Source organism: Micromonospora sp. H61, from assembly GCF_018070325.1.
In the GTDB taxonomy this organism is placed as follows: Bacteria; Actinomycetota; Actinomycetes; order Mycobacteriales; family Micromonosporaceae; genus Micromonospora; species Micromonospora salmantinae.
The window spans coordinates 60,700-84,692 of record NZ_JAGPXY010000026.1; the positions used below are offsets into that span (position 1 = coordinate 60,700).

The 23,993-nt window shown below is 69.6% G+C and carries 23 protein-coding genes, 1 tRNA gene and 1 pseudogene; 12 read left to right on the forward strand and 13 right to left on the reverse strand.

Going from position 1 to position 23,993, the window contains the following annotated elements:
- The first annotated feature begins 129 nt into the window (after positions 1-129).
- Positions 130-930, forward strand: a complete 801-nt coding sequence (locus tag KBX08_RS15750) for an A24 family peptidase (protein WP_210784191.1) — start codon at positions 130-132, stop codon at positions 928-930.
- A 134-nt stretch (positions 931-1,064) separates the two neighbouring features.
- On the opposite strand, the gene KBX08_RS15755 is transcribed toward KBX08_RS15750, so the two are convergent.
- Entirely contained in the window at positions 1,065-1,694 is a 630-nt protein-coding gene (locus KBX08_RS15755; RefSeq protein WP_210784192.1) for a phosphatase PAP2 family protein, read from the reverse strand.
- A gap of 170 nt (positions 1,695-1,864) precedes the next feature.
- Between KBX08_RS15755 and KBX08_RS15760 the strand changes: the two genes are divergently transcribed.
- Positions 1,865-4,264 carry a glycoside hydrolase family 65 protein gene (locus KBX08_RS15760; RefSeq protein ID WP_210784193.1) on the forward strand — a complete coding sequence of 800 codons (2,400 nt, stop codon included), beginning with the start codon at positions 1,865-1,867 and terminating at the stop codon, positions 4,262-4,264.
- A 37-nt stretch (positions 4,265-4,301) separates the two neighbouring features.
- Here KBX08_RS15760 and KBX08_RS15765 read toward each other — a convergent pair whose 3' ends face one another.
- Positions 4,302-4,766 (reverse strand): hypothetical protein, encoded by a 465-nt coding sequence (locus KBX08_RS15765; protein WP_112586282.1) that lies wholly within the window; start codon positions 4,764-4,766, stop codon positions 4,302-4,304.
- Positions 4,767-4,962: 196 nt separating this feature from the next.
- On the opposite strand from KBX08_RS15765, the gene KBX08_RS15770 reads away from it, so the two are divergent.
- A complete protein-coding gene (locus KBX08_RS15770; protein ID WP_210784194.1) occupies positions 4,963-6,123 on the forward strand; it encodes a low temperature requirement protein A in 1,161 nt (386 codons plus the stop codon).
- Positions 6,124-6,150: 27 nt separating this feature from the next.
- Entirely contained in the window at positions 6,151-7,047 is an 897-nt protein-coding gene (locus KBX08_RS15775) for a helix-turn-helix domain-containing GNAT family N-acetyltransferase (RefSeq protein WP_210784195.1), read from the forward strand.
- A 44-nt stretch (positions 7,048-7,091) separates the two neighbouring features.
- Here KBX08_RS15775 and KBX08_RS15780 read toward each other — a convergent pair whose 3' ends face one another.
- From KBX08_RS15780 to KBX08_RS15790, 3 genes are read right to left on the reverse strand one after another with little or no spacing between them, the layout of a single operon-like run.
- Positions 7,092-7,475 carry a hypothetical protein gene (locus KBX08_RS15780; protein ID WP_210784196.1) on the reverse strand — a complete coding sequence of 128 codons (384 nt, stop codon included), beginning with the start codon at positions 7,473-7,475 and terminating at the stop codon, positions 7,092-7,094.
- Positions 7,472-8,374, reverse strand: a complete 903-nt coding sequence (locus tag KBX08_RS15785; RefSeq protein WP_210784197.1) for a class I SAM-dependent methyltransferase — start codon at positions 8,372-8,374, stop codon at positions 7,472-7,474. Before KBX08_RS15785 ends, KBX08_RS15780 begins: the two co-directional genes overlap by 4 nt.
- On the reverse strand, positions 8,374-8,667 hold the full coding sequence (locus tag KBX08_RS15790; protein WP_210784198.1) for a hypothetical protein: 294 nt from the start codon (positions 8,665-8,667) through the stop codon (positions 8,374-8,376). The genes KBX08_RS15785 and KBX08_RS15790 overlap by 1 nt, the downstream gene beginning before the upstream one ends.
- 56 nt (positions 8,668-8,723) lie before the next feature.
- Between KBX08_RS15790 and KBX08_RS15795 the strand changes: the two genes are divergently transcribed.
- The gene (locus KBX08_RS15795; RefSeq protein WP_307850562.1) at positions 8,724-9,368 is read left to right on the forward strand and encodes a TetR/AcrR family transcriptional regulator; all 645 of its coding nucleotides are present in this window, start codon (positions 8,724-8,726) and stop codon (positions 9,366-9,368) included.
- A gap of 77 nt (positions 9,369-9,445) precedes the next feature.
- Positions 9,446-10,057: a dihydrofolate reductase family protein gene (locus tag KBX08_RS15800; RefSeq protein ID WP_210784199.1), complete on the forward strand. Its 612-nt coding sequence runs from the start codon at positions 9,446-9,448 to the stop codon at positions 10,055-10,057.
- A 117-nt stretch (positions 10,058-10,174) separates the two neighbouring features.
- On the opposite strand, the gene KBX08_RS15805 is transcribed toward KBX08_RS15800, so the two are convergent.
- From KBX08_RS15805 to KBX08_RS15820, 4 genes are all read right to left on the reverse strand, one after another.
- The gene (locus KBX08_RS15805) at positions 10,175-12,082 is read right to left on the reverse strand and encodes an ABC transporter permease subunit (RefSeq protein ID WP_247669462.1); all 1,908 of its coding nucleotides are present in this window, start codon (positions 12,080-12,082) and stop codon (positions 10,175-10,177) included.
- 125 nt (positions 12,083-12,207) lie between these two features.
- The gene (locus tag KBX08_RS15810; RefSeq protein ID WP_210784201.1) at positions 12,208-13,638 is read right to left on the reverse strand and encodes an extracellular solute-binding protein; all 1,431 of its coding nucleotides are present in this window, start codon (positions 13,636-13,638) and stop codon (positions 12,208-12,210) included.
- 438 nt (positions 13,639-14,076) lie between these two features.
- Positions 14,077-14,847 carry an IclR family transcriptional regulator gene (locus tag KBX08_RS15815; RefSeq protein WP_210784219.1) on the reverse strand — a complete coding sequence of 257 codons (771 nt, stop codon included), beginning with the start codon at positions 14,845-14,847 and terminating at the stop codon, positions 14,077-14,079.
- A gap of 180 nt (positions 14,848-15,027) precedes the next feature.
- Positions 15,028-15,930: an SdrD B-like domain-containing protein gene (locus tag KBX08_RS15820; protein WP_210784202.1), complete on the reverse strand. Its 903-nt coding sequence runs from the start codon at positions 15,928-15,930 to the stop codon at positions 15,028-15,030.
- A gap of 186 nt (positions 15,931-16,116) precedes the next feature.
- Between KBX08_RS15820 and KBX08_RS15825 the strand changes: the two genes are divergently transcribed.
- Positions 16,117-16,842 carry a DUF4839 domain-containing protein gene (locus tag KBX08_RS15825; RefSeq protein ID WP_210784203.1) on the forward strand — a complete coding sequence of 242 codons (726 nt, stop codon included), beginning with the start codon at positions 16,117-16,119 and terminating at the stop codon, positions 16,840-16,842.
- Between the two features lie 193 nt (positions 16,843-17,035).
- Here the strand turns inward: KBX08_RS15825 and KBX08_RS15830 are convergent, their stop codons facing one another.
- Positions 17,036-17,209, reverse strand: coding sequence for a hypothetical protein (locus KBX08_RS15830; protein WP_167362340.1), 174 nt, complete (start codon positions 17,207-17,209; stop codon positions 17,036-17,038).
- A gap of 714 nt (positions 17,210-17,923) precedes the next feature.
- On the opposite strand from KBX08_RS15830, the pseudogene KBX08_RS34735 reads away from it, so the two are divergent.
- Positions 17,924-18,147 (forward strand): annotated as a pseudogene (locus KBX08_RS34735) (winged helix-turn-helix domain-containing protein).
- A gap of 687 nt (positions 18,148-18,834) precedes the next feature.
- On the opposite strand, the gene KBX08_RS15845 reads toward KBX08_RS34735, so the two are convergent.
- Positions 18,835-19,422 (reverse strand): nucleoside monophosphate kinase, encoded by a 588-nt coding sequence (locus KBX08_RS15845; protein ID WP_210784205.1) that lies wholly within the window; start codon positions 19,420-19,422, stop codon positions 18,835-18,837.
- A gap of 169 nt (positions 19,423-19,591) precedes the next feature.
- A tRNA-Lys gene (locus KBX08_RS15850) sits at positions 19,592-19,663 on the reverse strand.
- 248 nt (positions 19,664-19,911) lie between these two features.
- On the opposite strand from KBX08_RS15850, the gene KBX08_RS15855 reads away from it, so the two are divergent.
- From KBX08_RS15855 to KBX08_RS15870, 4 genes are all read left to right on the forward strand, one after another.
- Complete coding sequence (locus KBX08_RS15855; RefSeq protein WP_210784206.1) at positions 19,912-20,334, forward strand: PadR family transcriptional regulator; 423 nt, start codon at positions 19,912-19,914, stop codon at positions 20,332-20,334.
- Complete coding sequence (locus tag KBX08_RS15860) at positions 20,331-21,380, forward strand: GlsB/YeaQ/YmgE family stress response membrane protein (protein WP_210784207.1); 1,050 nt, start codon at positions 20,331-20,333, stop codon at positions 21,378-21,380. The genes KBX08_RS15855 and KBX08_RS15860 overlap by 4 nt, the downstream gene beginning before the upstream one ends.
- Positions 21,381-21,483: 103 nt before the next feature.
- Positions 21,484-21,789 (forward strand): hypothetical protein, encoded by a 306-nt coding sequence (locus KBX08_RS15865; protein ID WP_210784208.1) that lies wholly within the window; start codon positions 21,484-21,486, stop codon positions 21,787-21,789.
- A gap of 145 nt (positions 21,790-21,934) precedes the next feature.
- On the forward strand, positions 21,935-23,017 hold the full coding sequence (locus KBX08_RS15870) for an NAD-dependent epimerase/dehydratase family protein (protein ID WP_210784209.1): 1,083 nt from the start codon (positions 21,935-21,937) through the stop codon (positions 23,015-23,017).
- A 156-nt stretch (positions 23,018-23,173) separates the two neighbouring features.
- On the opposite strand, the gene KBX08_RS15875 is transcribed toward KBX08_RS15870, so the two are convergent.
- Positions 23,174-23,993 (reverse strand): hypothetical protein (locus KBX08_RS15875; RefSeq protein WP_210784210.1); only part of this gene is annotated, 820 nt, incomplete at its 5' end.

A 23,993-nucleotide genomic window follows, 5' to 3' on the forward strand; every position in this document is an offset into this window, starting at 1 on the left:
CGTGTTCGCTATGACGGGGGTGCATCCAGCCGAAACGGAGGCGACATGGCACTGACCGGCCCCCCGGCGGCCGTCCCGGGTCGGGAAGACCCACCCGATCGGAGCCCGGCACTCCCGCCGTCCGGCGGTATGACGGAACCCACCCGACGGGCAGCGCCCGCCCAGCGGGGCGAACGACCATCGGGGCTCGTCTCGGCGCTGGCGCGTACCCGGGTCTCGACGGTGTTCGCGATCCTCGCGATCGGTCCGCTGATGCGGTTGGCCGCGCTGCGCTACGCCGTACCCCCGGGTCTGCCCAGCCGGACCGGCTGCGACGCCTGCGGCGCGCCGGTCGGCCTGACCCACCCCTGGCCGGCGCTGGGCCCGGCGGCCCGGTGCGGTCAGTGCCGCGCCCGGGTCGGCCCACCGCCGGCCACCGTCGAGTTGGCCGTGCTCGCGGCGGCGGTGCTGCTGGCGCTCGCCGGTCCACCGGGCGGGGCGCTGCCGGCGCTGATCTGGTGGCTCGGCTGGACCATCCCGGCGATCCTCGTCGACCTGGCCGTGCACCGGTTGCCGGACCGGCTCACACTGCCGGCGGCGGCCGGGACCTGGCTGCTGCTCGGCGTGGCCGCGCTCGACGCCGACCCGGGGCACTGGCTGCGGGCCGTCATCGGCGGCGCCGGGCTGGCGCTCTTCTTCGCCAGCACCGCCGTGCTGCTCGGCCGCCGCGGCTTCGGGCTGGGCGACGCCAAGCTGGCGCTCAGCGTCGGCGCGCTGCTCGGCTGGTACGGCTGGCCGGTGCTGCTGTTCGGGCTGGTGCTCACCTTCGGGCTCTCCGCCGTGGTGAGTCTGGGCCTGCTGGCCGCCCGCCGCGCCACCTGGAGCACCCACCTGCCCTTCGGCCCGTTCCTGCTGCTCGGCACCACGGCGGCGCTCGTACTGGCGACCTGACCCCGCCCCCGCCCCCGCCCCCGCGATCTTGCACTTCCTGTCCCGGCATAAGGGGCGTCCCGCTCATATCGACAACCGAAAGTGCAAGATCGGCGTGGCGAGGGGGCGCGCTCTCACTCCAGGTCGCGCTGCCGCTAGGGGCGGGAGCGGCTGGCCAGTTTGGGGACCGGGCTGTCGGGACGGTTGGCGCGGCGGCGGAGCACCTCGCTGGTCGGGCGGGCCAGCAACGGGGTGAGCACCACGGCGACCAGGGCGCCGAACAGCACACCCGCGATCACGTCGTGCGGGTAGTGCACACCCACGAAGACCCGGGAGAACGCGCCGAGCGCGGCCAGGGGTAGCGCGACCAGGCCGAGTCGGCGGGAGAGCAGCAACGTGGTGACCGCCAGCGCACCGGCGATGGTGGCGTGGTTGCTGGGGAACGACCAGTCGCCCGGGGGCGGGCAGGCACCCGCGATGATCTCCCGACCGATGGTCCGGCAGGGCCGATCCTGGTCCACCACGGTCTTGAGGAACTCGCTGCCCACGTACGCCAGGAGGGCCGGCACCGGCGCGATCAGGGCGAGTGCCCGGTCGTGCGGGCCGCCGGACCGGCGGCTCAGCGCGGCCATCACCAGCAGCGCGCCGAGTAGCAGGATCACCCCCTCGGTGGCGTGTCCGACGAACCACTGCACCGGCTCTGGGCTGCCGGCGGCGGCGTCGACGACGTCGCTGTACCACTCGGCGCTGATCTCCGGAACGTCCATGCTGCCGTTGTCGAGCATGCATCACCTCACTTCACGTTCATACCCTGTTCACCTTGGGGACACCCTAGGAACGCACCAGAGGGCATCGCTGCTGTCGAAGGTCGGACGGCCCACCCGACCTTCGTCCAGGAATCGCACAGCCGGCTCTGGTTGGCTGTCGCAGGACGTCGACATCGACAGGAGGCCTCGTGCAGACCGGTTCGGCCACCGACCAACAGCAGTCCACCGCCGCTACGGCGGACGACGAGACCTGGCGGATCCGGCGTACGGAGGCCGACCTGGACCGGCTCGGCGAGACCGAGTCGATCTTCGCGTTGGGCAACGGGTGGATCGGCTGGCGTGGGGTGCTCGACGAGGGTGCCCCGTGCGGGATGCCAGGCAGTTACGTCAGTGGCTTCCACGAGCGGCGCGAGCTGAGCTATCCCGAGGAGGGGTACGCGTTTCCGCCGGCCAGCGACACCGTCATCAGCGCACCGAACGCCGCGCTGATCCGGCTCTGGGTCGACGACGAGCCGTTGGATCTCCGGACCGGGACGCTGCGCAGCCACCAACGGGTGCTCGACCTGCGTACCGGCGTGCTGCGCCGGGAAACCGAGTGGATCTCACCGGCCGGGCGGGGCGTGCGCATCCACAGCACCCGGTTGGTGTCCCTGCCGCGTCGCCCGGTGGCCGCCGTCCGGTACGAGGTCGAGCCGTTGGACACCGCCGTCGAGCTGCGGGTCTGCTCGGATCTGCTGGCCAACGAGACGGTGCCGGAGCGTTCGGACGACCCTCGGGCCGCCTCGGTGCCCACCGACCCACTGACCGCCGAGACGTACCGTGCGACAGGCCTCGACGGCGTGCTGGTCCACCGCACCGAGCGCAGCGCCCAGCGTGTCGCGGTCGCTGTCAGTCACCTGCTGGAGAGGCCGGGCACCGTGACCACCACCGGTGACTGCACCCCGGACCGGGTACGGCTGACAGTGACGGGTCGCCTGCACCCGGGGGAGCGGTTGCGGCTGACGAAGTTCGCCGCCTACGAGTGGGCGGCGGTCGACGCGACGCCCGCCGACGAGTTGGCCGCCCTGGTCGCCGCCGAGGCGGACGCGGCGCGCGCGGACGGCTTCGATGCCCTGCTCACCGACCAGCGTGCCGCCCTGGACGCGGCCTGGCAGGTCGCCGACGTGCAGCTCGACGGCGATCCGGAGCTTCAGCAGGCCGTTCGGTTCGCGATGTTCCACCTGATCCAGGCCGGTCGCCCAGACTCCGACCGGACCATCTCGGCCAAGGGGTTGACCGGCAACGGCTACGACGGGCACGTCCTCTGGGACACCGAGAGTTACGTCCTGCCGGTGCTCACCTACCTGGCCCCGGCGGTGGCCCGCTCGGCGCTGAGTTGGCGGCACGCCCACCTCCCCGAGGCGCGGGAGCGGGCCGCCGAGCTGCGGTTGACCGGCGCGACCTTCCCGTGGCGCACCATCGGCGGCCGGGAAAGCTCCGGCTACTGGCCGGCGGGCACCGCCGCGCTGCACGTCAACGCCGACATCGCCGACGCGGTGTTGCGCTACCTGGCGGCCACCGACGACCAGGGGTTCCTGGCCGGGGCGGGGCTGGAACTGCTGGTGGAGACCGCCCGGCTCTGGCACGGCTTCGGCCACTGGTCGGACGAGGGCGACTTCCACCTGCACGGGGTGACCGGCCCGGACGAGTACGCCGCGCTGGTCGACGACAACGTGTTCACCAACCTGATGGCGAAGCGCAATCTGCGCGGCGCGGCGGACGCCGCCGAGGCGCATCCCGAGCTGGCCGGCCGGCTCGGCGTGGACCGCGACGAGGTGGCCGGCTGGCGGGCCGCCGCCGATGCGATGGCCGTCCCGTACGACCGCGAGCGCGGGGTGCACCAGCAGGCCGCCGGCTTCACCGAACAGCCCGAGTGGGACTTCGCGAACACCGGTGACGACGACTACCCGCTGCTGCTGCACTTCCCATACCTGGAGCTGTACCGCAAGCAGGTGGTCAAGCAGGCCGATCTGGTGCTGGCCATGCAGCTCTGCCCCGGTGAGTTCACCGCCGACGAGAAGGCCCGCAACCTGGCCTACTACCAGGCCCGCACGGTCCGCGACTCGTCGCTGTCGGCGGCACCGCAGGCGGTGCTGGCCGCCGAGGTCGGGCACCTGGATCTGGCGTACGACCTGTTCGCCGAGTCGGTCCTTCAGGACCTGGCCGACCTGGGCGACAAGACCGCCGACGGGCTGCACCTGGCCTCGCTGGCCGGCGCGTGGCTGGCGCTGGTGCAGGGCTTCGGTGGGCTGCGCGACGACCGGAGGATGCTCTCCTTCGACCCCCGGCTGCCGCGCCGGATCGACCGGCTGGCATTCAGCCTGCGCTGGCGCGGCCACCGGCTGCGGGTCACGTTGACTCCGGCCGAGGCCCGCTACGAGCTGCCCGACGCCGCCACGGATGCCGAGGTCGAGCTGTGGCACCACGGCGAGTCGCTGCGGGTCACCGGCGCCGAGCCGGTCACCCGGCCGATGCCGCCGGTGCCCGACCCCGGCCCGGAGCCGCCCTCCCCGCCCGGCCGCCGCCCCACCCGCCGCTCAGCCGACTGAGCCGCACCGACCGGCTCAGGCTGGCGCGGGCTCCAGCTCAGGTCGGGGCGGGACCACCGGCCATCCGCTCGCGGACGGCCTCCAGCGCCTCGAAGGCGTACGCCCAGTTGTGGCACTTGAAGCTGCGCAGACCGTCGATCGCTGTGTGACAGTCGGAGCAGCGCACCCCGGCGATGGCATCCGGGATCTCGGTGTTGACGTACTTGCGCTCGCCCAGGATGACCGTGGCGATCATGGCCTTGTCGTGCAGGCCGGAGAGCGCCGACGAGACGATGTCGTACCAGGTGACCCGCCGGCGGCACTTCGGGCAGTCGGGTTCGTCGCCGCTGACCCAGAGCGGGGCGCCGATGCTGCGCGCCGGCATGCCGAGCAGTTTCTCCAGCCGCCGGACGTCCGACTCGGGGGTGGTCCAGCGGTGTCGGCCGGGCAGTGATGCGGGCGAGTCGTACACGGCGCGGAACAGGTCGTGGTCGACCTGCACGGTCTCGCGCTGAGCGGTCATCGGCGTCCCTCCTCGTTGAGTCGGTGCCCCCACCGTGGTCAGCGGTGACCATGGGCGCAGCCGGATCAACGACACGAGGGGTCGGTGGGTCGTCGCCCCCGAGGCGTCGCGCCGCCGCTGACCCCGCTTTCGCCTCCGGTGGCCGGTGTCCGGTGGTACGACGGACACAGGGCGTACGCCAGCGGGAGGAGCGCCGATGGCGAGCAGACCCGAACGGCTGCTGCGGGGCGGTGACTCGCCGCTGAGCGCCTCGTTCCTGGAGCTGTTCTTCGATCTGGCGTTCGTGCTCGCCCTCAGTCAGCTGGCCACCCACCTGTTGCACGACCTCAGCGTGGCCGGCGCGCTGCACACCGCAGTGCTGTTGACCGGGGTCTGGTGGATCTGGGTGACCACCACCTGGTTCGCCGACTGGTACGACCCGGAGAGCCCGGCGGTTCGGTGGCTGCTGGTCGGTGCCGCGCTGGGCAGCCTGCTGGCCGGGGTGGCGGTCCCGCAGGCGTTGGACGGGCGGGGCCTGCTCTTCGCCGGCGCGTACGTCTCGGTGCACATCGCCCGGGGTGTGTTCACAGTCCTCGCGCTACGTGGTCACCCGCGGCAGCGCCGGGCGCTGCGCATCCTCTGCTGGTTCTGCGTCTCGGCCGTACCGTGGTTGGCCGGTGGGTTTCTGCCGGAGTGGCGGGTGCCGCTCTGGTTGCTCGCCCTCGCCCTCGATCTCACCGGCCCACGACTCGGCTGGCCCACGCCACTGATGGGCCGGACCGGGCCGCAGGAGTTGCACCTGGCCGGTGAGCACTTCGCCGAGCGGTACCAACAAATCATGATCATTGCGCTCGGCGAACTCGTCCTGGTGGCCGGCCTCTCGTACGCCGACACCGACCTCGTCTTCGCACAGACCGCCGCGTTCCTGCTGGTCTTCGCCACCGCGGTGCTGATCGGTCTGCTCTACGTCACGCCCGCCGGCCAGCGCCTCGGCCCGGCCCTCGAGCACGCCGACCCGTCCCGACTCGGGGTCACCACCGGATACCTGCACCTGGTGATGATCGCCGGGCTGGTGGTCACCGCCGTCGGCGCCGAGCTGAGCATCGCCCACCCCCTGCGCACCGGTGACACGACTGCGGTCCTGGTCATCCTGACTGGCCCGATGCTGTTCCTCGTCGGGCGGATCCTCTTCTCGGCGGCGATCCACCGGCGACTCTCCTGGCCGCGGGTTGTCGCCCTGCTCGTCCTGGCCGGTGCGGCGGCCGTTCTGCGGCTGCCGCTGTTGGCGGTCAGCGCGGTCGCCACCGGGGTGGTGCTCGTGGTGGTCGTCCTGGACCACGCCGGCATCGGGTCCTACCGGCACCGAGCTGGCGCATAGTCAAGAAGCCTGACTAAAGTCAGGTGTATGGACTCGGCTCTCATCGCCGCCGTGCGGCGGTTCAACCGGACGGTCACCCAACGGGTGGGTGCGCTCGACGACGAGTACATGGCCCAGGGGCGCCCGCTGGGGCAGGCCCGGCTGCTCTGGGAGATCGGCCCCGCCGGTGCCGAGGTCGCCGCGCTACGGGCCCGGCTCGGCCTGGACTCCGGATACCTCAGCCGACTCCTGCGCACCCTGGAGAACGACGGCCTCATCGCCGTCGGACCGGCCGACCGGGCCGGCGGCGACGGCCGGGTCCGCGTCGCCACGCTCACCGACGCCGGCCGGACCCAGTGGGCAGACCTCGACCAGCGGTCGGACGATCTCGCCGCCTCGATCCTCGAACCACTCACCGAACACCGCCGCGAACGACTCGTCACCGCGATGGCCGAGGTCGAACGGCTGCTCATCGGGTCGATGGTCGTCGTCGAGCCATGCCCGCCGAGCGACCCGCGGTCCCGCGCGTGTCTGCGGGCCTATGCCCGCGACATCGCGCGACGGTTCGACGACGGGTTCGACCCCGCGCTGAGCAACCCGGTGCACGACGAAGCGCTCGTCCCGCCCAACGGGGTGCTCCTGCTCGCCACCCTCAACAGCGAACCGATCGGCTGCGGCGCTGTCAAACTCCACACCGATGCGCCCGCCGAGATCAAACGCGTGTGGGTGGCCGACACCGTACGCGGGCTCGGCGTCGGGCGGCGGCTGCTGGGCGAGTTGGAACGCTACGCCGCCGAGCGCGGCGCGACAGCGGTCCGGCTGGACACCAACCGCAACCTCACCGAGGCGATCGCCCTGTACCGGTCGACCGGTTACCGGGAGATCGAGGCGTACAACACCGAGCGCTACGCCCACCACTGGTTCGAGAAGCGGTTGGGGCACTGACGGCCGTAAACCGTCCGGTGATCGGGCGCCCCGCTCGCGGGCGGCTACAGCCGCTCGAAGCTCTCCATACCGGCGAGTTTGAGCACCTCGGTCCGGGTCGCCGGGCATTCCTTGCTGGTCTGGTCGTCGATGTCACGGCCGTTGGGTACGGGGCCCTGCTTCTCGTACCAGGAATAGAGGTTCACTGTGAGGTTGGCCATCGCGCCCGTCTCGGACCCGATCCCCTTGAGCGTCGGCACCTGGCCGTCCAGGTAGGCGCACACGTCCTTCGCCGACACGGGGGAGCCGTCGGCCGGAGCGGATCCGGCCGCGCTGGTCGATCCTGTCGTGTCTGGCGCCGCAGCGGGCTCGGGCGCGTCGGCCTCGGTGCACGCCGTCAGGGCGAGCACGAGGCAGAGGGTTGGTGCGAGCGGTCGGAACGTACTCATTGGATGTTGTCCTCACGGGTTTCGTGGTGGGTAGGGGTTCCGGCGGCGTTCGCGGTGACGAGCCAGAGGCCGGTGGGCAGCCGGTAGCCGACGCCAGGCTCACGGAACCGGCCGAGCAGCCGGGCGACCCCCGTCCGGGCCGAAGCCTGACCAGCCGGCGGCGCCGCCCGGTACGCGGTACCGGCCGGGCCGACCTCGATGAGCCATTCGGCCACCGCGTCGGCGTCGTCCGGAGTCTCCAGAGTTACGTCGCACTGTGTGATCGTGACGGCGGTGAAGCCGGCGGTGGTGAGGATCCGGACGAGCCGCGCCGGGTCGGCTAACGCGAACGGACCGGGCTCGTCACCGACCGGGAGCGGTGGTAACGGTCCGAGGTGTGGTGCGGCACCGAGCATCGCCGCGGACAGCCACGGGTTGACGCCGCTGTCGCGGAAGACGGTAGCGGCGAGGCGTCCTCCCGGGCGCAGTGATCGCCGGATCGTGCGGCAGCCGGCAACCGGGTCCGCCAACAGCATCAGGGTCATTCGTGAGTACGCCGCGTCGAACGGGGCACCAGGCACGACATCGAGAGTCTCGATGTCGGCCACCTGGAACTGGATGCCCGGGTACCCGTCGATGGGGAACCGGCGTCGAGCGGCGGTCACCATCGCCACGTCGATGTCGACACCGATCGCCGCGCCGGTCTCGCCGACCGCGGCGGCGATCTCGGCCGTGGTGCCGCCGCAGCCGCAGCCCACATCGAGGATCCGCTCGGCGGGTCGTGCGGCCAGCCGATCCATGGCCGCCGCTCCCAGCGGCCGACCGGTCTCGTCCTGCCGATCGGCGTGGCGAATCCAGCCAGCTGCCGCGCCCGCCCAGAAGGCGGCGCCGCAGGCCCGCAGGCCTGCGGTGTCGGCCATCAGAACGGCATCTCGGTGCCGTCGACGCTCATCGAGCGGAAGTGAGCCGCCTTCGTCGGGTCGAAGCCGTCCTCCTGTGCCGCCAAGCCAGCAGCCCGGACCAGCCGTTCGGACTGGAACCGGCGGAATGCCGCTTCGTCCTGCCAGACGTTGATGATCCGCCAGCCGTCCTCCGTCGGCCCGGCGACATGGGCGAGGAGGCCCGGTGGCCGGTCCGGTCCGAGGTGGCGTTCCACCTGCCGGTATTCCGCCTCGCTGACGCCGGGCATCTCCTGCAACACACCGAACGGCATGGCCGTCACCTCTCGATAGAGTGAGCCTCTATCCAATAGAGCACTACACTTGAGAGGTGGTTGTCAAGAGACGTTATGACTCTTCCCGCCGACAGGAGCAGGCCCGACAGACCCGGCGAGCGATCCTCGAAGCGGCTGGCCGGCTGTTCGTCGACCCGGGCTACGCGGCCACACCGCTGACCGCTGTCGCCGTGGAAGCCGGCGTCGCGGTCCAGACCCTGTACGCGGTGTTCGGCAGCAAGCGGCAACTGCTCTCCCAGTTGGTCGACGTCACCCTGGCCGGCGACGACGAACCGGTGGCCCTGCCGGATCGGCCCTTCGTCGCCGAGATCCGCGCCCTCACCGACCCCCGGGCCAAGCTCGCCCGCTACGCCCGTCACCTGGCCGAGGTCAACGCCCGGCAGGCCCAGGTGATGCTCGCGCTGGCCGGCGCGGCCACTGCCGATCCGGACGCCGCCGAGATCTGGCGCAAGAACGTCGACGACCGCCGCCGCGGCATGGCCATGTTCGCCGCCGAACTCGTCGGCACCGGAGGCGTACGCCCCGACCTGGGCGTCGATCAGGTGGCCGACATCCTCTGGTTGGCCCAGGACGTCCGCAACTTCGACTGGCTCGTCCGGCAACGCGGATGGGCGATCGAGCGGTACCAGCGGTGGTATGTGGACACGGTCAGCGGCGCGATCATCGCCGGCGCCGAATAGCGGAGAGCGCCGGTAATGGGCAGGCTGATGGACGTCGTCGCCGAACAGCATCCGGCAGCCTGAACGAGGAGATCGTCGTGCGTAAGCTCGTGTATTACATCGCCGCCACAGTGGACGGCTTCATCGCCGGCCCCGACGGCGCCGACCCCACCGGCCCCGGCGGGTTCTGGCCCATCCCGGACGACTACCTGCACCATCTCGTCTGCGAATATCCGGAGACGCTCCCCGGTCCGGCCCGACAGGCGTTCGGCATCACCGACCAGGGCAGCCGGTTCGACACTGTGCTGGAAGGGCGCCACTCGTACGAGGTGGGCCTGAAGGCCGGCGTGACCGACGCCTACCCGCACCTGCGCCACCTGGTGTTCTCCCGGACGCTGGGCAGCAGCCCGGACCCGGCCGTCGAGGTCGTCGGCCAAGACCCGATTGCCACCGTACGAGAGCTGAAGCGGCACGACGGCAAGGACGTCTGGGTGATCGGCGGCGGCGCGCTGGCCGGTGCCCTCTACCCCGAGATCGACCAGCTGATCATCAAGCTTGCCCCGTTGACCATTGGTGCCGGCATTCCGCTCTTCGGCCGTGACGCCGTCTTCGCACCACGTACCTGGCGCCTGACCGACCACACCGTTCTCGACAGTGGCGCTCTCTTCCTCACCTACACGCGCGCACAGACCGTGAGTGGTGGCGCGTAGACACGTTGGGCCAGAACGGCGAGCCCGTCGGGCTCGTCGTTCCGGCCCGCACGCCTACCACCCGGTGATCGAGCGGGTCATCAACATGGCCTGGTAGCGAGCGATCGGGTGCCCCAATCAGCCCTTCACCGCGCCCGCGGTGAGCCCTTCGGTCAGGAAGCGCTGCCCGAGGGCGTACATGATCACCACGGGGATGCTGACCAGCAGCGACGCCGCAGCGAGCTGTCCTTGCGGTACGACGTCCCCGGCGATCATCGATTGCATCCCCACCGGGAGCGTCTTGTACTCGTCCTTCGTGATGAACACGAAGGCGAAGAGGAACTCGTTCCAGGCGTTGGTCAGGGTGAAGAGCGCGACCGCCAGCAGCCCTGGCTTGGCCAGCGGCAGCACCACCCGGCCGAACGCCTGGATGCGGCTGCAACCGTCGACCAGTGCGGCCTCCTCCAACTCGATGGGGATCGACGAGAAATAGCCCACGAGCAGCCAGGTGGCGAACGGCAGCGTGAAGGTCGGGTACGTCACCACCAGGGACCACAACGAGTCGGTGAGGCGGACGCCGATGAGCATCTGGTACAGCGGGATGAACAGCAGCGCGCCAGGCATCACGTAGGTGAGCAGCACCGTGACGGTGAAGCCCTGCGCCCCGCGGAACCGCAGCCGGGCCAGCGCGTAGCCAGCCAGGGCGGCGCAGACCAGTGCCACCGCGGTCGACGCCGCGGACACCAGCAGGGTGTTGAGATACCAGCGGCCGAACGGCTGGTTGTCGAACAGGGCGCCGAACTGCTCAAGCGTCCACGGTGTCGGCCACAGGTCGTCGGTGCGCATGACGACCTGGCCCTCGGACTTGAAGGCCGTGACGGCGATCCAGTACAGCGGGCCCAGCACGAAGAAGAGCAAGCCGGCCAGCGCGGCCCAGGAACCCAGTCCCGACACCACTGACGACGAACGGCGACCACCTCGGGACTGGAGGGTCGAGACCACTCGGCCGACCCCCGCCGCGATCAGCAGAATCACACCGAGGACCACCGCCGCCTTCCAGAAGATCTTCGGTGACGCCCAGGCCAGCAGACCGGTGACCAGCGCGGCGACGACCCACGGCAGCGCCTTCCGCGCCTTTCCGGCCCACCGCTGTGTCCCGGTCCACAACGCTGTCCGGCGTCGCCGGGGCAGCTTGATGTTGGTGTCCTGGCGCAACAACCGGACCAGGACGAACACCAGCCCACCGATGATCGGCAGCATGACGAGCGTGACCGCCGCGCCCGCGCCGTACTGGAGCTGCAGGATGGCCTTCGAGTAGGCGATGAGCACGTACGGCGCGGTCACGTCGCCCGGGCCGCCCTGCGTCAGCAACCAGACCAGGTCGAAGTTGTTGAACGTCCAGATCGACGACAGGGTCACCGTCACGGTGATCACGTGACGCAGTCCGGGCAGCGTCACGCTTCTGAATCGCTGCCACGCCGAGGCGCCGTCGATGGTCGCCGCCTCGTAGAGGTCCGCCGGAATGGCCTTCAACCCCGCGAGGAAACACACGGTGAAGAACGGCACTCCCTTCCAGACGTTGACGAGGATCACCGACGGCATGGCCAGCGACGGGTCGGACAGCCAGCCCGCGGGCCAACTGTCGACCAGGTGCGCGCTGGCCAGCAGCGGCCCGATCCCGGTGGCGGTGAGCAGCGTGTTGACGCTGCCGAAGATCGGGTCGAGCAGCGCGCGCCAGCTGAACGCCGTCACTACCGTCGGCACCACCCACGGCACCAGGAGCAACCCGGCCAGCACGGCCCGCCCACGGCGGCGATGGTGCAGCAGCAGGGCCGCGGCCAACCCCAGCACGACCTTGAAAACCTCGGCGTACGCGGTGAAGACGAACGAGTTCACCACGCCGGTGTGGAACTGATCGTCGCTGACGAGCGCGAGATAGTTGTCCAGGCCGACGAAGACGGTGTCCTGCCCGTGCCGTTCAGTGGTGCTGGTGATGATCGACCGGGCGATCGGCACGAGAACGAGCCCGCCGACCAGCACGGCCATCGGCGCCAGGAACAGGGCCGCGAGTCGCCAGTCGCGACCCAGCCGTCGCTGGACCGCGGTGAGGGAGCCAGGCCCCGACGGCGGGGATTTCCTCGCCGCCGGGACCCGCGCAGGACGGACCGACCTCACTGCCGCAGCCCCTGCTGGTTGAAGATCTGCACCATCTTCGCGTGGGCAGCCGTCACGGCCTGCGCCGGCGCTGTGCCCTGAACGACCTGCTGCATCATGTCGGTGAGGACGTAGGCCGACCCCACCGCCTGTTGGCCCGCGCTGGCCTTCTGCGGGAAGGCCAGGCCGTTCTTCGTGTTCAGCGGCAGCTTCAATTCCGTGATCTTGCGCAGCATGGGGAACGCCGGGTCGCCGCTGGTGAAGAACGGGTCGGCGTCCCAGACCTTCTCCCAGGCGGGCATCACCAGGCCGGGCGCTTCCTTCGCCACCCCGAGCAGCGCGGGCGCGCTGACCAGGTACTGCGCCAGGAGCTTGGCGAGCGCCGGGTTCTTGGCACCCTTGAAGACGACGAAGCCCTGCGACTGGCCGAGCAGCAGCGGATTGTCGGTCGCCGGCCCGATGCAGTCGGAGAACACGTGGGTGTTCGCGTGCACCGGGTTCTTCTTGGTCCTGGAGTCCGCGTAGACGCTGAACTGGTTGCGGGTGTAACCGAGGATCCCGGCGAGCCAGTTCTCGTTGTTGCTGGTGTCGGTCCAGCTCGCGATCCCCGGTGGCAGCATCGGCTTGTACTTGGGGTTGGTGTAGATGTCGCCGAGGAAGGTCACCGCCTGCACGGTCTCCGGGGTGTTGAAGGTGACCTTCCGGCCGTCGTTGGCGGCGATCGACCCGCCGTAGGCGTTGATCAGCGCCTCGATCATTCCGTTGCCGTCACCGGACCGGTTCACCGTCATGCCCCAGCCGAACCGGCGCTTGCTCGGATCGGAGATCTCCAGACACAGGTCCCGCAGCTCCTCCCAGCTGTAGATGTCCTTGGGGGAGATGCCCTTGTCCTGCATCCAGTCCTTGCGCAGGAACGACCCGATCCCGATGAAGTGGTACGGGATGGCGAACCACTTGCCGTCGAAGACGCAGAAGTTCTTGGCCTCGGCGCAGGGCTCGCCGTACTTGGCGGTCAGCGCCGTGACGACGTCCGTCACGTCCTCCAGGTCGCCCAGCGCCTGGAACTGCGCGACGAACCGCGAGTCGGTCATGAACGCCAGGTCGCGGGCCACCCCACCCTTGACCTCGGCGTCGATCTTGGCCACCACGTCACCGGCGTCGGCCTGGACCAGACTGTTCTCGATCTTCGTTCCGGTGCTGTCGGCGAACTTCTTGATCGAGCTGTCGAGGGCTTCGTTCGCCGCCGTCGAGTACAGCTTCTGCGACAGCATGCCCATCGAGGAGCCCTTCATCGCCGACGCGGCGTCGATCAGCTCCTGCGGAACCTCCGGCTGCACCCTGGTGGGCGATTCGGAGCCGTCCCCGCAGGCGGCCAGACCGGCCGCGCCGAGCACCCCGACTCCCATCCCCAGAAAGCCGCGCCGTGACCACCCCGACTTGTCCTCCATGGACACCCGCCTCCTTCTTCTCCCCGCGCACGGCTGCACGCCGAAGGTCTTACTGGCGAACACCGCGATGCTTGTGTTGCAGTTGGTTTCTGCCGGCGACCACCGAGGGACGCCCGTCGAGATCAGTGCGTTCGTGGGTTCCTACGGTGGTGAGCGGGCCCGCCCGTCACCGTGGGAAGTCCGCTCACGCGCGCTTCGTCGGAGCCACCCGAGACATGTCGGGTGGCGCTCTCCGGGTAGCGCGACGAGGTTGAGGCGATCGGCGACCGGGCCGAGGCAATAGCGCTGACGTTCCAGTTCGGTCGGGTCACAGGACCACCGCCGTTCGAGATTTCGAACTAGGTTCGATATACCGTATCGAGTGGTCGCGACGCTAGGGCAGCGCGATGAGCAATGTCAATGTTTCGATGTTGTTTCGAACCGAAAGCGGGAGGTTGCCTACCGAGATTGCGCCCGGTAGCCCATGCGGGCCGACAGCACAGCCGCTCCCTCGCGAACCAGCCCGGTCCACTCCACCTGCACCTGAGGCGTCCAACGAATGATCGGTGCGGACAGACTCATCCCAGCGATGATGGTGCCGGTATGGTCCCGGATCCCCGCAGCGACACAGCGCATCGCGGTGTCCGACTCGCCGATGTCGACCGCGACACCCTCCGCCCGGACACGGTTCAGATGCTCACGAAGAAGATCCGGGTCGGTGATGCTGTCCGGCGTCATGCCCGGCAGGGGGCCCTTCAGCAGGACGGCGTCCAGGTCCGCCTGGCCGAGAGCCGACAGCAGTACCTTGCCGACGGCCGTGCAGTGAGCGGGCAGCCGCAGCCCGACCCCGGAAACCATCCGAACGGGGTGGGTGCTGTCGAACTTGACGAGATAGATGACATCGGCGCCGTCGAGCACCGCCACATGAACCGCCTCGTCGCACGCGGCGGCCATGTCCCGCGCGACGCCCTGCGCCTCGCGTACCAGATCAAGCCGGCCCGCGAACGCCGCGCCCAGCTGGAACAGCGGCATGCCGAGCCGATACTGCACAGGCTGACCCGGTATGGAGATCAGGTACGCGCGAGCCTCAAGCGTCACCAGCAACTCGTGGACAGTCGTGCGCGGCAGGTCGAGTCGCTCCATCACCTGGCGGGCCGACAACTGGGGGCAGTCCAGGAACAGTTCGAGGACGTCGAGGGCGCGGATGACCGCCGGTACCACACGGGGCATGTCGATAGTCCCTTCGCAGCGCCGGACCCATGTCAACGATCTCCACACGGGCCAGCACCTGAAGAGGATATCTACGTCAGCCCTCGACGCCAGGTGTCATCACCACCCCCACCGGCGGAGCCGCTGCTGTCTGTCCGGATCGCCGCCCGCCCGAAACATCTCGGGCGGGCGGCGAGGGGCTCAGCTCTGGCTGACCAGGCCGGCGTCGACCACGTACTCCGCGCCATGCACGGCCTGGAATTCGGCGCTGGCGACGAGCAGGGTCGGCTCGAACTGGTACGACCTCACGATGTCCGAGTCCGTGGCGTCGTCACCCACGTCTGCGACAGTCCGGCCGTACGTGGCGGCTGCCTCCAGCCGGACCTCGTACAGCAGCTCGGTGCGGGCGGTGATCGACCAGGTTCCGTCCGGGTTGACGGTGGCCGAGCCACCGCCAATTGCCTGTCGCTGCGGACTCGACAGACTCACCTCCAACACGCCGTCCGGGCCACCGGCGATGGCCGGCTCATCCGCCTCGCGCTGCCCATCCCGGTCAAGGTCGTGCCACACACTGCCGCGGATGACGCACGTGCCCGAGATCGCCACCGTGACGGATTCGGTGTTGTTGTCGGTGTTCGCCTCGCGGCGTTGCGGGGTGATGCTCGTGGTGATGGGCACCCTGCTGCCCGGTGTCGCGCCGGCCACGACGAACGGCACGAACAGCCGGCTCGCCCGACCACCGGCCGCCAATTGCGGATACGAGCACGTGTAGCTCGTCGTGCTCACTGCCGTGCAGGTCCAGGCAGGGTCACCGACCGACGGGGTCGTGGTCCTGAGCCCGGCGGGCACCGCGACCGTGACGCTGATCGGGTCCGACGCTCCGGTGCCGTAGTTCCGGATGTCGATCTCGGCGGAGAAGGTCTCGCCCTCCGCCGGATTCAGCACGTCGGTCATCATCAGATCGACGACCAGATCGGGCTGGAGTCGCCCGGCCGCCACCGCGTCGGCCGGAGCGAGGGCCGCCGTGCCCCCGACGAGGGCGAGGGTGGCCAGCGAGGTTGCGAAGGTACGTCGGATCGAGCGGGAAAGGGAACGAGGGCGCATAGGTTCCTCACGTCGCAGGTGACGGCCCTCCCAGGAGGGTGAAGGCCGTATTGGAGATCAAGATCTCCACTCATCCGGCGTCGTCGATCAGCCCGGCGTTACACGGAGCCGGTGTCAGTGGTGCCTGTCCCCTATGCTGCGCCAGGCAGTTGGTGTGAGCAGTCCATTTAGGGGGCGCGGAGCCGCATGGCCGACGAGATCAAGTACGAGTACAAGACCGTACGGCCAGTTCGCGGCACCGACGGCTGGGTCATCTCGAAGATGCAGAAGGATGGCTGGAAGCTCGTACAACAGGCCCCAGGCGCGCTTCGCTCCACCGTCGACTTCCGTCGGCCGAAGAAGCCGCAGCCGTGGCTCCTGATCGGCGCGGCAGCCGTCGTCCTCGTGATCCTCGCTGTCGTCATCGGCGCCGCCTCTGCCCTCAGCGGCGGAGACGAAAAGAAGGACGAGTCAGACAAGTCGACGGCTGCTGTGAGTGAGAAACCGTCTGCTACGCCGGCTCCGACCGCTGCCGAGTCGGCTGCCACTGAGGTGATCACGCCGCAGAACAATCCGGAGTTCGCCGCGCTGCTGAAGGCAGACAGTTGCGACGACGCGAACCTGGCCTTCGCGACCAGGCATGAGGGCAAGACGGTCGCGTTCAACGGCTCGATCGTGAACATGGTGCCCCACGGTGACTACGACACCCGCTACGACTTCCTTCTGGGCCCAGGCGACAAGGGGCCGAACACGGCAGTCGGCCCGGCCATCAAGTACGAGGACGTCAACATCCTCGACCTGAAACTGACCGGCAAGCAGATCCCCGCCACCGTCGGCGAAGGCGACACGTTCCGCTTCGTCGCCGAGGTAGGCGAGTTCAAACCCGCCCAGTGCCTCTTCTTCCTCGACCCGGTCTCGACGGAAGTCCGGTAGTCAAGATGGGCAGCCGCGTCATCACTGACCAGCTTGCCCGGTGATCACCTAGGCGGACACGTCACGGCCGCGCCGTGACCCGCCGGGCTGCAGCGGAGAAGAAGAGCTGTAGCCGCTTACCGGTCCAGCGTGCGCGCTTCTCGGCCTGGTTCGGCTGGCACGGTCGCTGTACTTCGCTGCGGTATTGCTGGCGTCAGACGAGGCGCTGGATGCGCACCTTCGGGCGCTCGTTCCTCAGGTGGCCGTGCTTGTGTTGGCGGACCTGCTCGTCCCAGACCTCCTGGTCGTAGTCGGGGTCCGGCGGGATCCACTTGTGGGAGCCGTCGCTGTAGTGGAACTTCTCGTCGCCGGGTCGCAGGATGCTCATCGGGTCCAGCCGAGGAATCGATAGTGCAGGTGGCCGGCGGGGACGTGGGCCAAGTCCTGGGCGGCCTCGACGAGCTGGGCTGCCAGGTACAGGGCGAGTGACACCGGGGCTCGGTCGTACTCCGCTCGCAGCTCTCGCCGGCGGGTGTGACAGGGCCAGTCGGCACCACAGCCGCTGCACGTCCAAACCGGCGTGACCGGGAGGTGGGTTGTCATTGCGGGCCGTCCTGACTCGGCCAGTGACCGCGGTTGATTGGGATGAGGTGGAGGCTTCTGCATGGCAGGTCGGCTCCGCAGTGGCAGACGCGTCGCCAGTGCCGCCAGGACCACATCGGCCGATGGCGTCGGGCCAGGGTGAGTGCCACTGCGATGACGTACTCGTCGTAGGCCACCCGCCGCCGAGTGCTCTCCAACCTTCGCTGCCAATGTCCGGAATCCCGGGTCGCACGGCCGGCACCGGTGTCTGAGGCAGTTGCATCGTTTGGTCTGGTCACCGTGCCTCCGGCCGACGCTTGGGGGGTTCCGTGGGCACCCGGTCAGCCGTGTCCGGAGACAGGGCACCCACGGCGGGGCAACCCGGCCGCCAAGCTGGGTAACCCCACAAGCAACGTAGGACGCAATGTGCGCATAGTCAACGACTGACAACACATAGCGTTGTAAGTCGAGCTTGAGTTGTGGTCTGCTTGCACCAGCCGCCAAGCTGGGAGCACCACCTATGTCTGAAGCTGCGTACCTACAGGTCGCCCGAGATATCCGCGAGCAGATCAGCTCCGGCCAGTTGAACCCGGGCGACAAGCTGCCGTCCTTCGCTGCCTTGTGCGAGCACTACGAAGTCAGCAACACGGTGATCCGCGCTTCCATGCTCGTGCTCAAAGCTGAGGGCTTGATCGACGGGCGCCAGGGCAGGGCGTCTACGTCGCCAACCCACTTCCCCGATAGTCCCCGGTGCCTTCGCCGAGCTAGGACGTCTCGCTTACAGGCTCTGTGCACGTCGTCCGGGAACGGCCGCACGCTCGGAGCTTCGTCTATGCCCGGACTCGTCAGCGTGCCGCCGTCCGGCGCGGTTGCTGTCAGCGCTGCTGTCGAAAGCCATTCTGCCGACGAATCGTGCCGACCCCCGTCGGGGGGGATGCGGTCTCAAGGTGTTGGTCGCTGCCATCCGGTTGGAGAGATTCTCGGCCCGCCACGTCAAGACGGCCTTGACGCACGGTCGGATGCTGGCGGGTCGGGCGGTGGCCTGCTCGGCTTACCCGGGTCGATGGCAGGCGGGATGGCCTACCGCAACCACCCACGGCCCGGCACCCGCCGACGGACCCCCGAACATCCTGGAGCCCGAGCGCCCCGCCGGAGGCGAAGTAACCGCAACCCCGCTACCCGCCGCCAGTTCGCCGACGCAGCCGGCGTGCGCTGCACTATGCCGCGCGGGCTCGTGACCGCGCGGCCCGGCCGGCTGCCGGCCCCATGGGCTGACCGCTTCCGCGCCAGCCGCCGGGCGTGTTGCGTGGCCGGAGTCGGAGCGACGGACGCGCGCCCAGGCGGCGGCGCGTGCGGCACGTCCAGGCCCGCCTTGATAGATGTGAGGAAAGTCCTCCCACGTCGCCCGGGGGCCGGCCTACCTGCGCGATATCAGGAGTGGCGTCTACTGGCAGAGGCGATTGGGATCAGCCTGGCTGCTACGTCCTCGAAGTCGCCGAAGCCACTGACGGTTTGCCACAGGCCATGGGCCCGGTAATAGGCGCGCAACGGCTCGACCTGCTCTCGGTAGGTCTCCTGTGAATGCGAGTACATCAGCAAGAGTTCCTGGCGTCGCTCGGCTTGCTGAGAGTCCAGGTCTATCTGACGTTCCACCCGGCCCTGCGCGGCGAGGCGGAGTTGGTCCTCCGTAAGGACAACTTCGATCACTGTGTCGGGGACATGGCCGCTCTGCGTCTGCAACTCAGCTTGGCGGATGTTGCGAGGGAAGTTGTACAGCACCCAGCCACCGTCGGCGTTGGTTAGGGCGTCAGCGATGGCTTTGACCATTAGCTCATCCGGGACAAGATGTCCGGCCTGCATATACCGGCTCGCCTCTTTGCCCAGCGAAGTCTGCTGCTGCACGTGACCGCGGAAGACGTTACCTGCGCTGACAACCTGTAGGCCGATGGCGTCTGCCATAGCCCACGCAGCGGAAGCCAGGTCGACTACCGGCCCGGCGATGAGGACCACGTTGGGCATGTGTACTCCATGTGGATGGCGCCGAAGCGCCAAGCTAGCCACCCGCAACGCGCTCAAGCGGCTCGGCAGAGCACTGGACCGGTGGAGCGCTACTGCTGTACTTCGCTGCTATACGAGTCGTGCTGACAAAGACAGCGGCCCTACAAAGGGCCGCTGAGCTGGAACGGAGTGGGCCGCCAGGGACTCGAACCCTGAACCTATGGATTAAAAGTCCACAGCTCTGCCATTGAGCTAGCGGCCCGCGCGCTCAGGTTACCCGACGGTCTGCGCCCCGGCTGATGTCCGCCCCCGGGCCAGAGGAGCGATGCTGATCTACGCCCACGACGGTGTGGGCGTTGGGACTGCCGCCGTTGCTGGTGCAAGGCCGAGCGGCCCGCCGGGATGACCAACTGGCGAGGTGGCTCGCGTCCGCAGCCGGCCTCGACGCCTCCGGCAAACTTCTGCATTGCTTCGTCACCGGTATAGCTTCATCACCGATATATTAGCGTCATGGCCACACCCACGCCACTGCGGGAACCCACCTTCTTGATCCTGACTGCCCTTGCGCGGGAATCCATGCACGGCTACGGCATCATCAGCGACGTCGCGGCCCTCTCCGATGGGCGGCTGGCGCTGCGGCCCGGCACCCTCTACGGCGCACTCGACCGCCTCACCGACGAAGGGCTGGTCGAGCGTGCCCACGAGGAGGTCGTCGAGGGACGGTTACGCCGCTACTACCGGCTCACCGAAGCGGGCCGGTCCGTGCTCACCGCCGAGACCGAACGACTGCGCCGCAACGTCGAGGCCGCCACACAGCGGTTACGTGCCCGACCTGCGGGCACCCGCACCGTCGACGGCATCTCACGCGGCCCTCTCACCATCCCCGGAACGGCCGCCCACCCCGTCCTTCGACCGACCGGAGGCCCGGCATGAACCAGCCCAATCCCGCGCAGGAACAGGCCGGGTCGCCGCTGGAGTCCCGCTACCGGCGGCTGCTGTGGGCCTACCCGGGTGACTACCAGGCTGAGCGGGGCGACGAGATCGTCGGGACGTACCTCGACACCGTCGATCCGGGCCGGCGCTGGCCATCCCCACACGACGCCGTCGATCTGCTCGGCGCCGGGCTCCGGGAGCGACTGCGCGGGTACGGCGCTCTCGGGCTGGTTGCGGCTCTCCCACTGGCCGCGACCGCCGCGCTGAACACCCTGGTCGCGGTCTCCGCCTTCCTGCTCCTGCAGGTCGAGTTCGAAGATCCGCGTTTCGCTCGGCTGGACCCGGTTGGTCCGTTCCAGACCCTCGGCGCAGTGATCTGGCTTGGCTGGCTGCTCGTCGGCCTCGCCGCCACGGCGCTGCCCGGGGCCTGGGCTCGAACCGTCGCGGCCGGTGGTCTCCTACTGACTGTCGCCGTGCCGCCAGTGGCCGCCGTCACCGGCCAACCTGGGCCGCCGCTGTTCGTGCTGGTCCCCGCCGTCGCGCTCGGCCTGGCCACGCTTGCGCTGCCCTCCCATCCCGGTTGGGTCGTGCGTAGCCTGCCGCCGTTCACGGCCGGTTGTGTGACGGCCGTATCGGTGGCATTCAGCGCCGCCGAGAACGGCGGCAACATGTTCACCTCGTACGGCTCGACCCCCGAACTGCTGGCGATGGCCGGGGGGTCGATGTTCGTACTGGTCCTGCTCGTCGGCCTCGTTCGCGCCCTGGGAGCCGATGACGCAGGCCTCTGGGCGACCCTGCTGCTCGCCACCCCGGCCGGCCTGTTCAGCGCCGACCAACTCAGCCAGGCGACCTGGGGTACCAGCGGCGGCGGGCCCGCCCCGACGGCCTATGCCGTCACAGCCGGGTCGATCCTTCTTGTCGGCGCGGCGCTGCTGGCAGCGGCCCTCGCCGGCCAGGCCGCCCGACACCAGACCGTACGTCGACGAGTGCTCGATGACGTCTGTCCGACCTGCGGGCACCGCTCGACTGCGATGACAGGGGCCTGACTTCGGCAGGATCAGCGATGTGGCGGGGTCGGTGAGCTGGGGTGAATCGAGCGACCTCGTTCGGCGGCGCATGGGTGGGGGCCGATGGGGAACCAGGACCGGCATGGGATCGAGCCGATTGCCTGCCGTGGCGGCCTCCGGGGAGGAGGAGGTCGGGCGCGATGGCGTACGCCAGCCGGGTGGGGAGGTGCACGCCTGGTTGCCCGGCCAGAACCAGACGGTCTGTGGCCTGGCGCTGAGCCGTACCCGACTGCGTCGCTTCCCGCACGTGCCCTTCGACTACTCGGGTACCGACGTGCTCACCGAGGCGGACGCGGTGGGCTGGATCTGCCCACGCTGCCTGGCCGCCACCGCCGGTAGGCGGGGCAAGGAGAAGCACGGCTGGGTACGGGAGTCTCCTCGACCTTGATCGACTCGGGATCCCGGAAGTTGGGCTGTCCTGTGCGCTTGGGTACCCCGACGTCCAGGAAGTCGAGTGGATCAAGCGGCGGGGCCGGGGCGGGCCACCGCGCTGATGGTGGTTGAGCTGCTGCTGGGCGGGTACGGGGTCGGGCATGCGGATCGTGGTGGTGGGGGCCAGCGGCAACGTCGGTACGGCGCTGCTGCGCCGGCTGCGCCGGGAGCGGGGCGTGGAGCTGGCCGGGGTCGTTCGACGGTTGCCCGGCCCGGACGCCGGCGAGCCGTACGACCAGGTGGAGTGGCACTCCTGCGACATCGGCGCGCCGGGCGCGGTCGGGCAGCTCGCCGAGGTGTTCGCGGGTGCTGACGCGGTGGTGCACCTGGCCTGGCAGATCCAGCCCAGCCACGACCAGCGGGTGCTGCGCCGGACCAACGTCGAGGGCAGCCGGGCGGTGATCAACGCGGTGGTCCAGGCCGGAGTTCCGGCCCTGGTGTACGCCTCGTCGGTCGGCACCTACGCGCCCGGCCCGAAGGATCACCCGATCAGTGAGCGGTGGCCGGCCACCGGTGTGCCCGGTTCGTCGTACAGCGAGCACAAGGCGGAGGTGGAGGCTCTGCTGAACGAGGTCGAACGGGATCAGCCGACGCTGCGGGTGGTGCGGATGCGACCCGGGTTGATCTTCCAGCGGGCCGCCGGTGCGGAGATCACCCGCTACTTCCTCGGCCCGCTGGCGCCGGTGCGGTTGCTGCGCTTCGGCCGGATCCCGCTGGTGCCGACGAACCGCCGGTTGCGGATGCAGGCGGTGCACGCCGATGACGTGGCTGACGCGTACGCCCGGGCGGTGCTGGGTGATGCGCGCGGCGCTTTCAACGTCGCCGCGGACCCGGTGCTCACTCCGGAGCTGGTGGCCCGGCACTTCCATGGTTGGACGGTGCCGGTCGCCGCGCCGGTGCTGCGGGCGGCGGCGGCGCTGACCTGGCGGGCGCGGCTGCAACCGGTCGACGCGGGCTGGGTGGAGCTGGGTCTGAACGCCCCGCTGATGTCCAGCGAGCGCGCGGAGACCGAGCTGGGCTGGCAGCCCAAGATCAGTGCGCTGACGACGCTCAAGGAACTCTTCGCCGGAATGGCCGACGGCGACCACACGCCGAGCCCACCGATGTCCGGCGCACGGGACCTGCCCGGCCGCCCCGCCGCCCTCCTCCACGCCCGCCCCCCAGGCCAAGGAAACCCCTACTGACCCCCACCCCAGCTCGGTGATCAAGAGCTTTCGGTCAGAAAAAGCCGCCCCGATGACCGAAACCTCTTGATCACCGGCGCGGGCGCGGGGACCCTCGGCGGGTGTGGGGAGCCTGGCGGGGCTGGGCGGGCCCCGGCGGGGTTGGGCTGCCGTGGGTTAGGAGAGCTTGGCGTTGGTGAGCGTGGGGTTGCGGGCGCCCAGGAAAAAGATGCCGGGGAAGCCGCGGGTCTCGAACGTGGCGCTGGGGTTGCGGCGCAGGGTCGAGTTTTCGATCCTCATGGTGCCGGTGCGGTTGTTGCTCACGAAGAAGATCGCGCCGCCACCCTCGTTGGCAGTGTTGTTCTCGATGATCGTGCCGGCGATCCGGACGGTGAACTCGTTACCGTCGCAGTAGATCGCGCCGCCGCTGCCGCCGCCGGGCGTACCGGACTTGGCCGGGTTGGCGCCGCTGCCGATCGCCTCGTTGTTCCTGAGCAGGCTGTTCAGCACCACCCACGACACGCCGATGCTGCTCAGCGCCCCTCCGTTGGAGCAGGAACCGCCGTCGAAGGTGCTGCCCACCACGTACACCGGCTTGTTCTCGTACTGGCTCAGCACCCGGACGGCCGCGCCACCCAGGTCGGGGCCGGTGCGGTCGCAGCGGTTGCGGACGAAGCGCGAGTTGACCACCTTCAGCCGCCCGCCGCGGACGAAGATCGCCCCACCGCCGCCGCCCTCGGCCTTCTCGCCGGTGGAGTTGCCGTCGGCGAAGGTCAGGTTCTGCACGGTGAGCTGCGGGTGATCCTGGTTCTGGCAGTGCGAGGTGGTGAAGCCCTGGGCCTCGTCGCAGGTGTTCATGTAGAGGATGCGGCGCTGCCCCTGGCCGCTCAGCGTGACAGTGCCGCCGCCGTCCAGCACGATCTTCGGGCCGTTGGCGTTGCGGACCTTCGCGGTGGCGGCCATCTTGATCGTCACCGGGGCCGGTCCACAGTTGAAC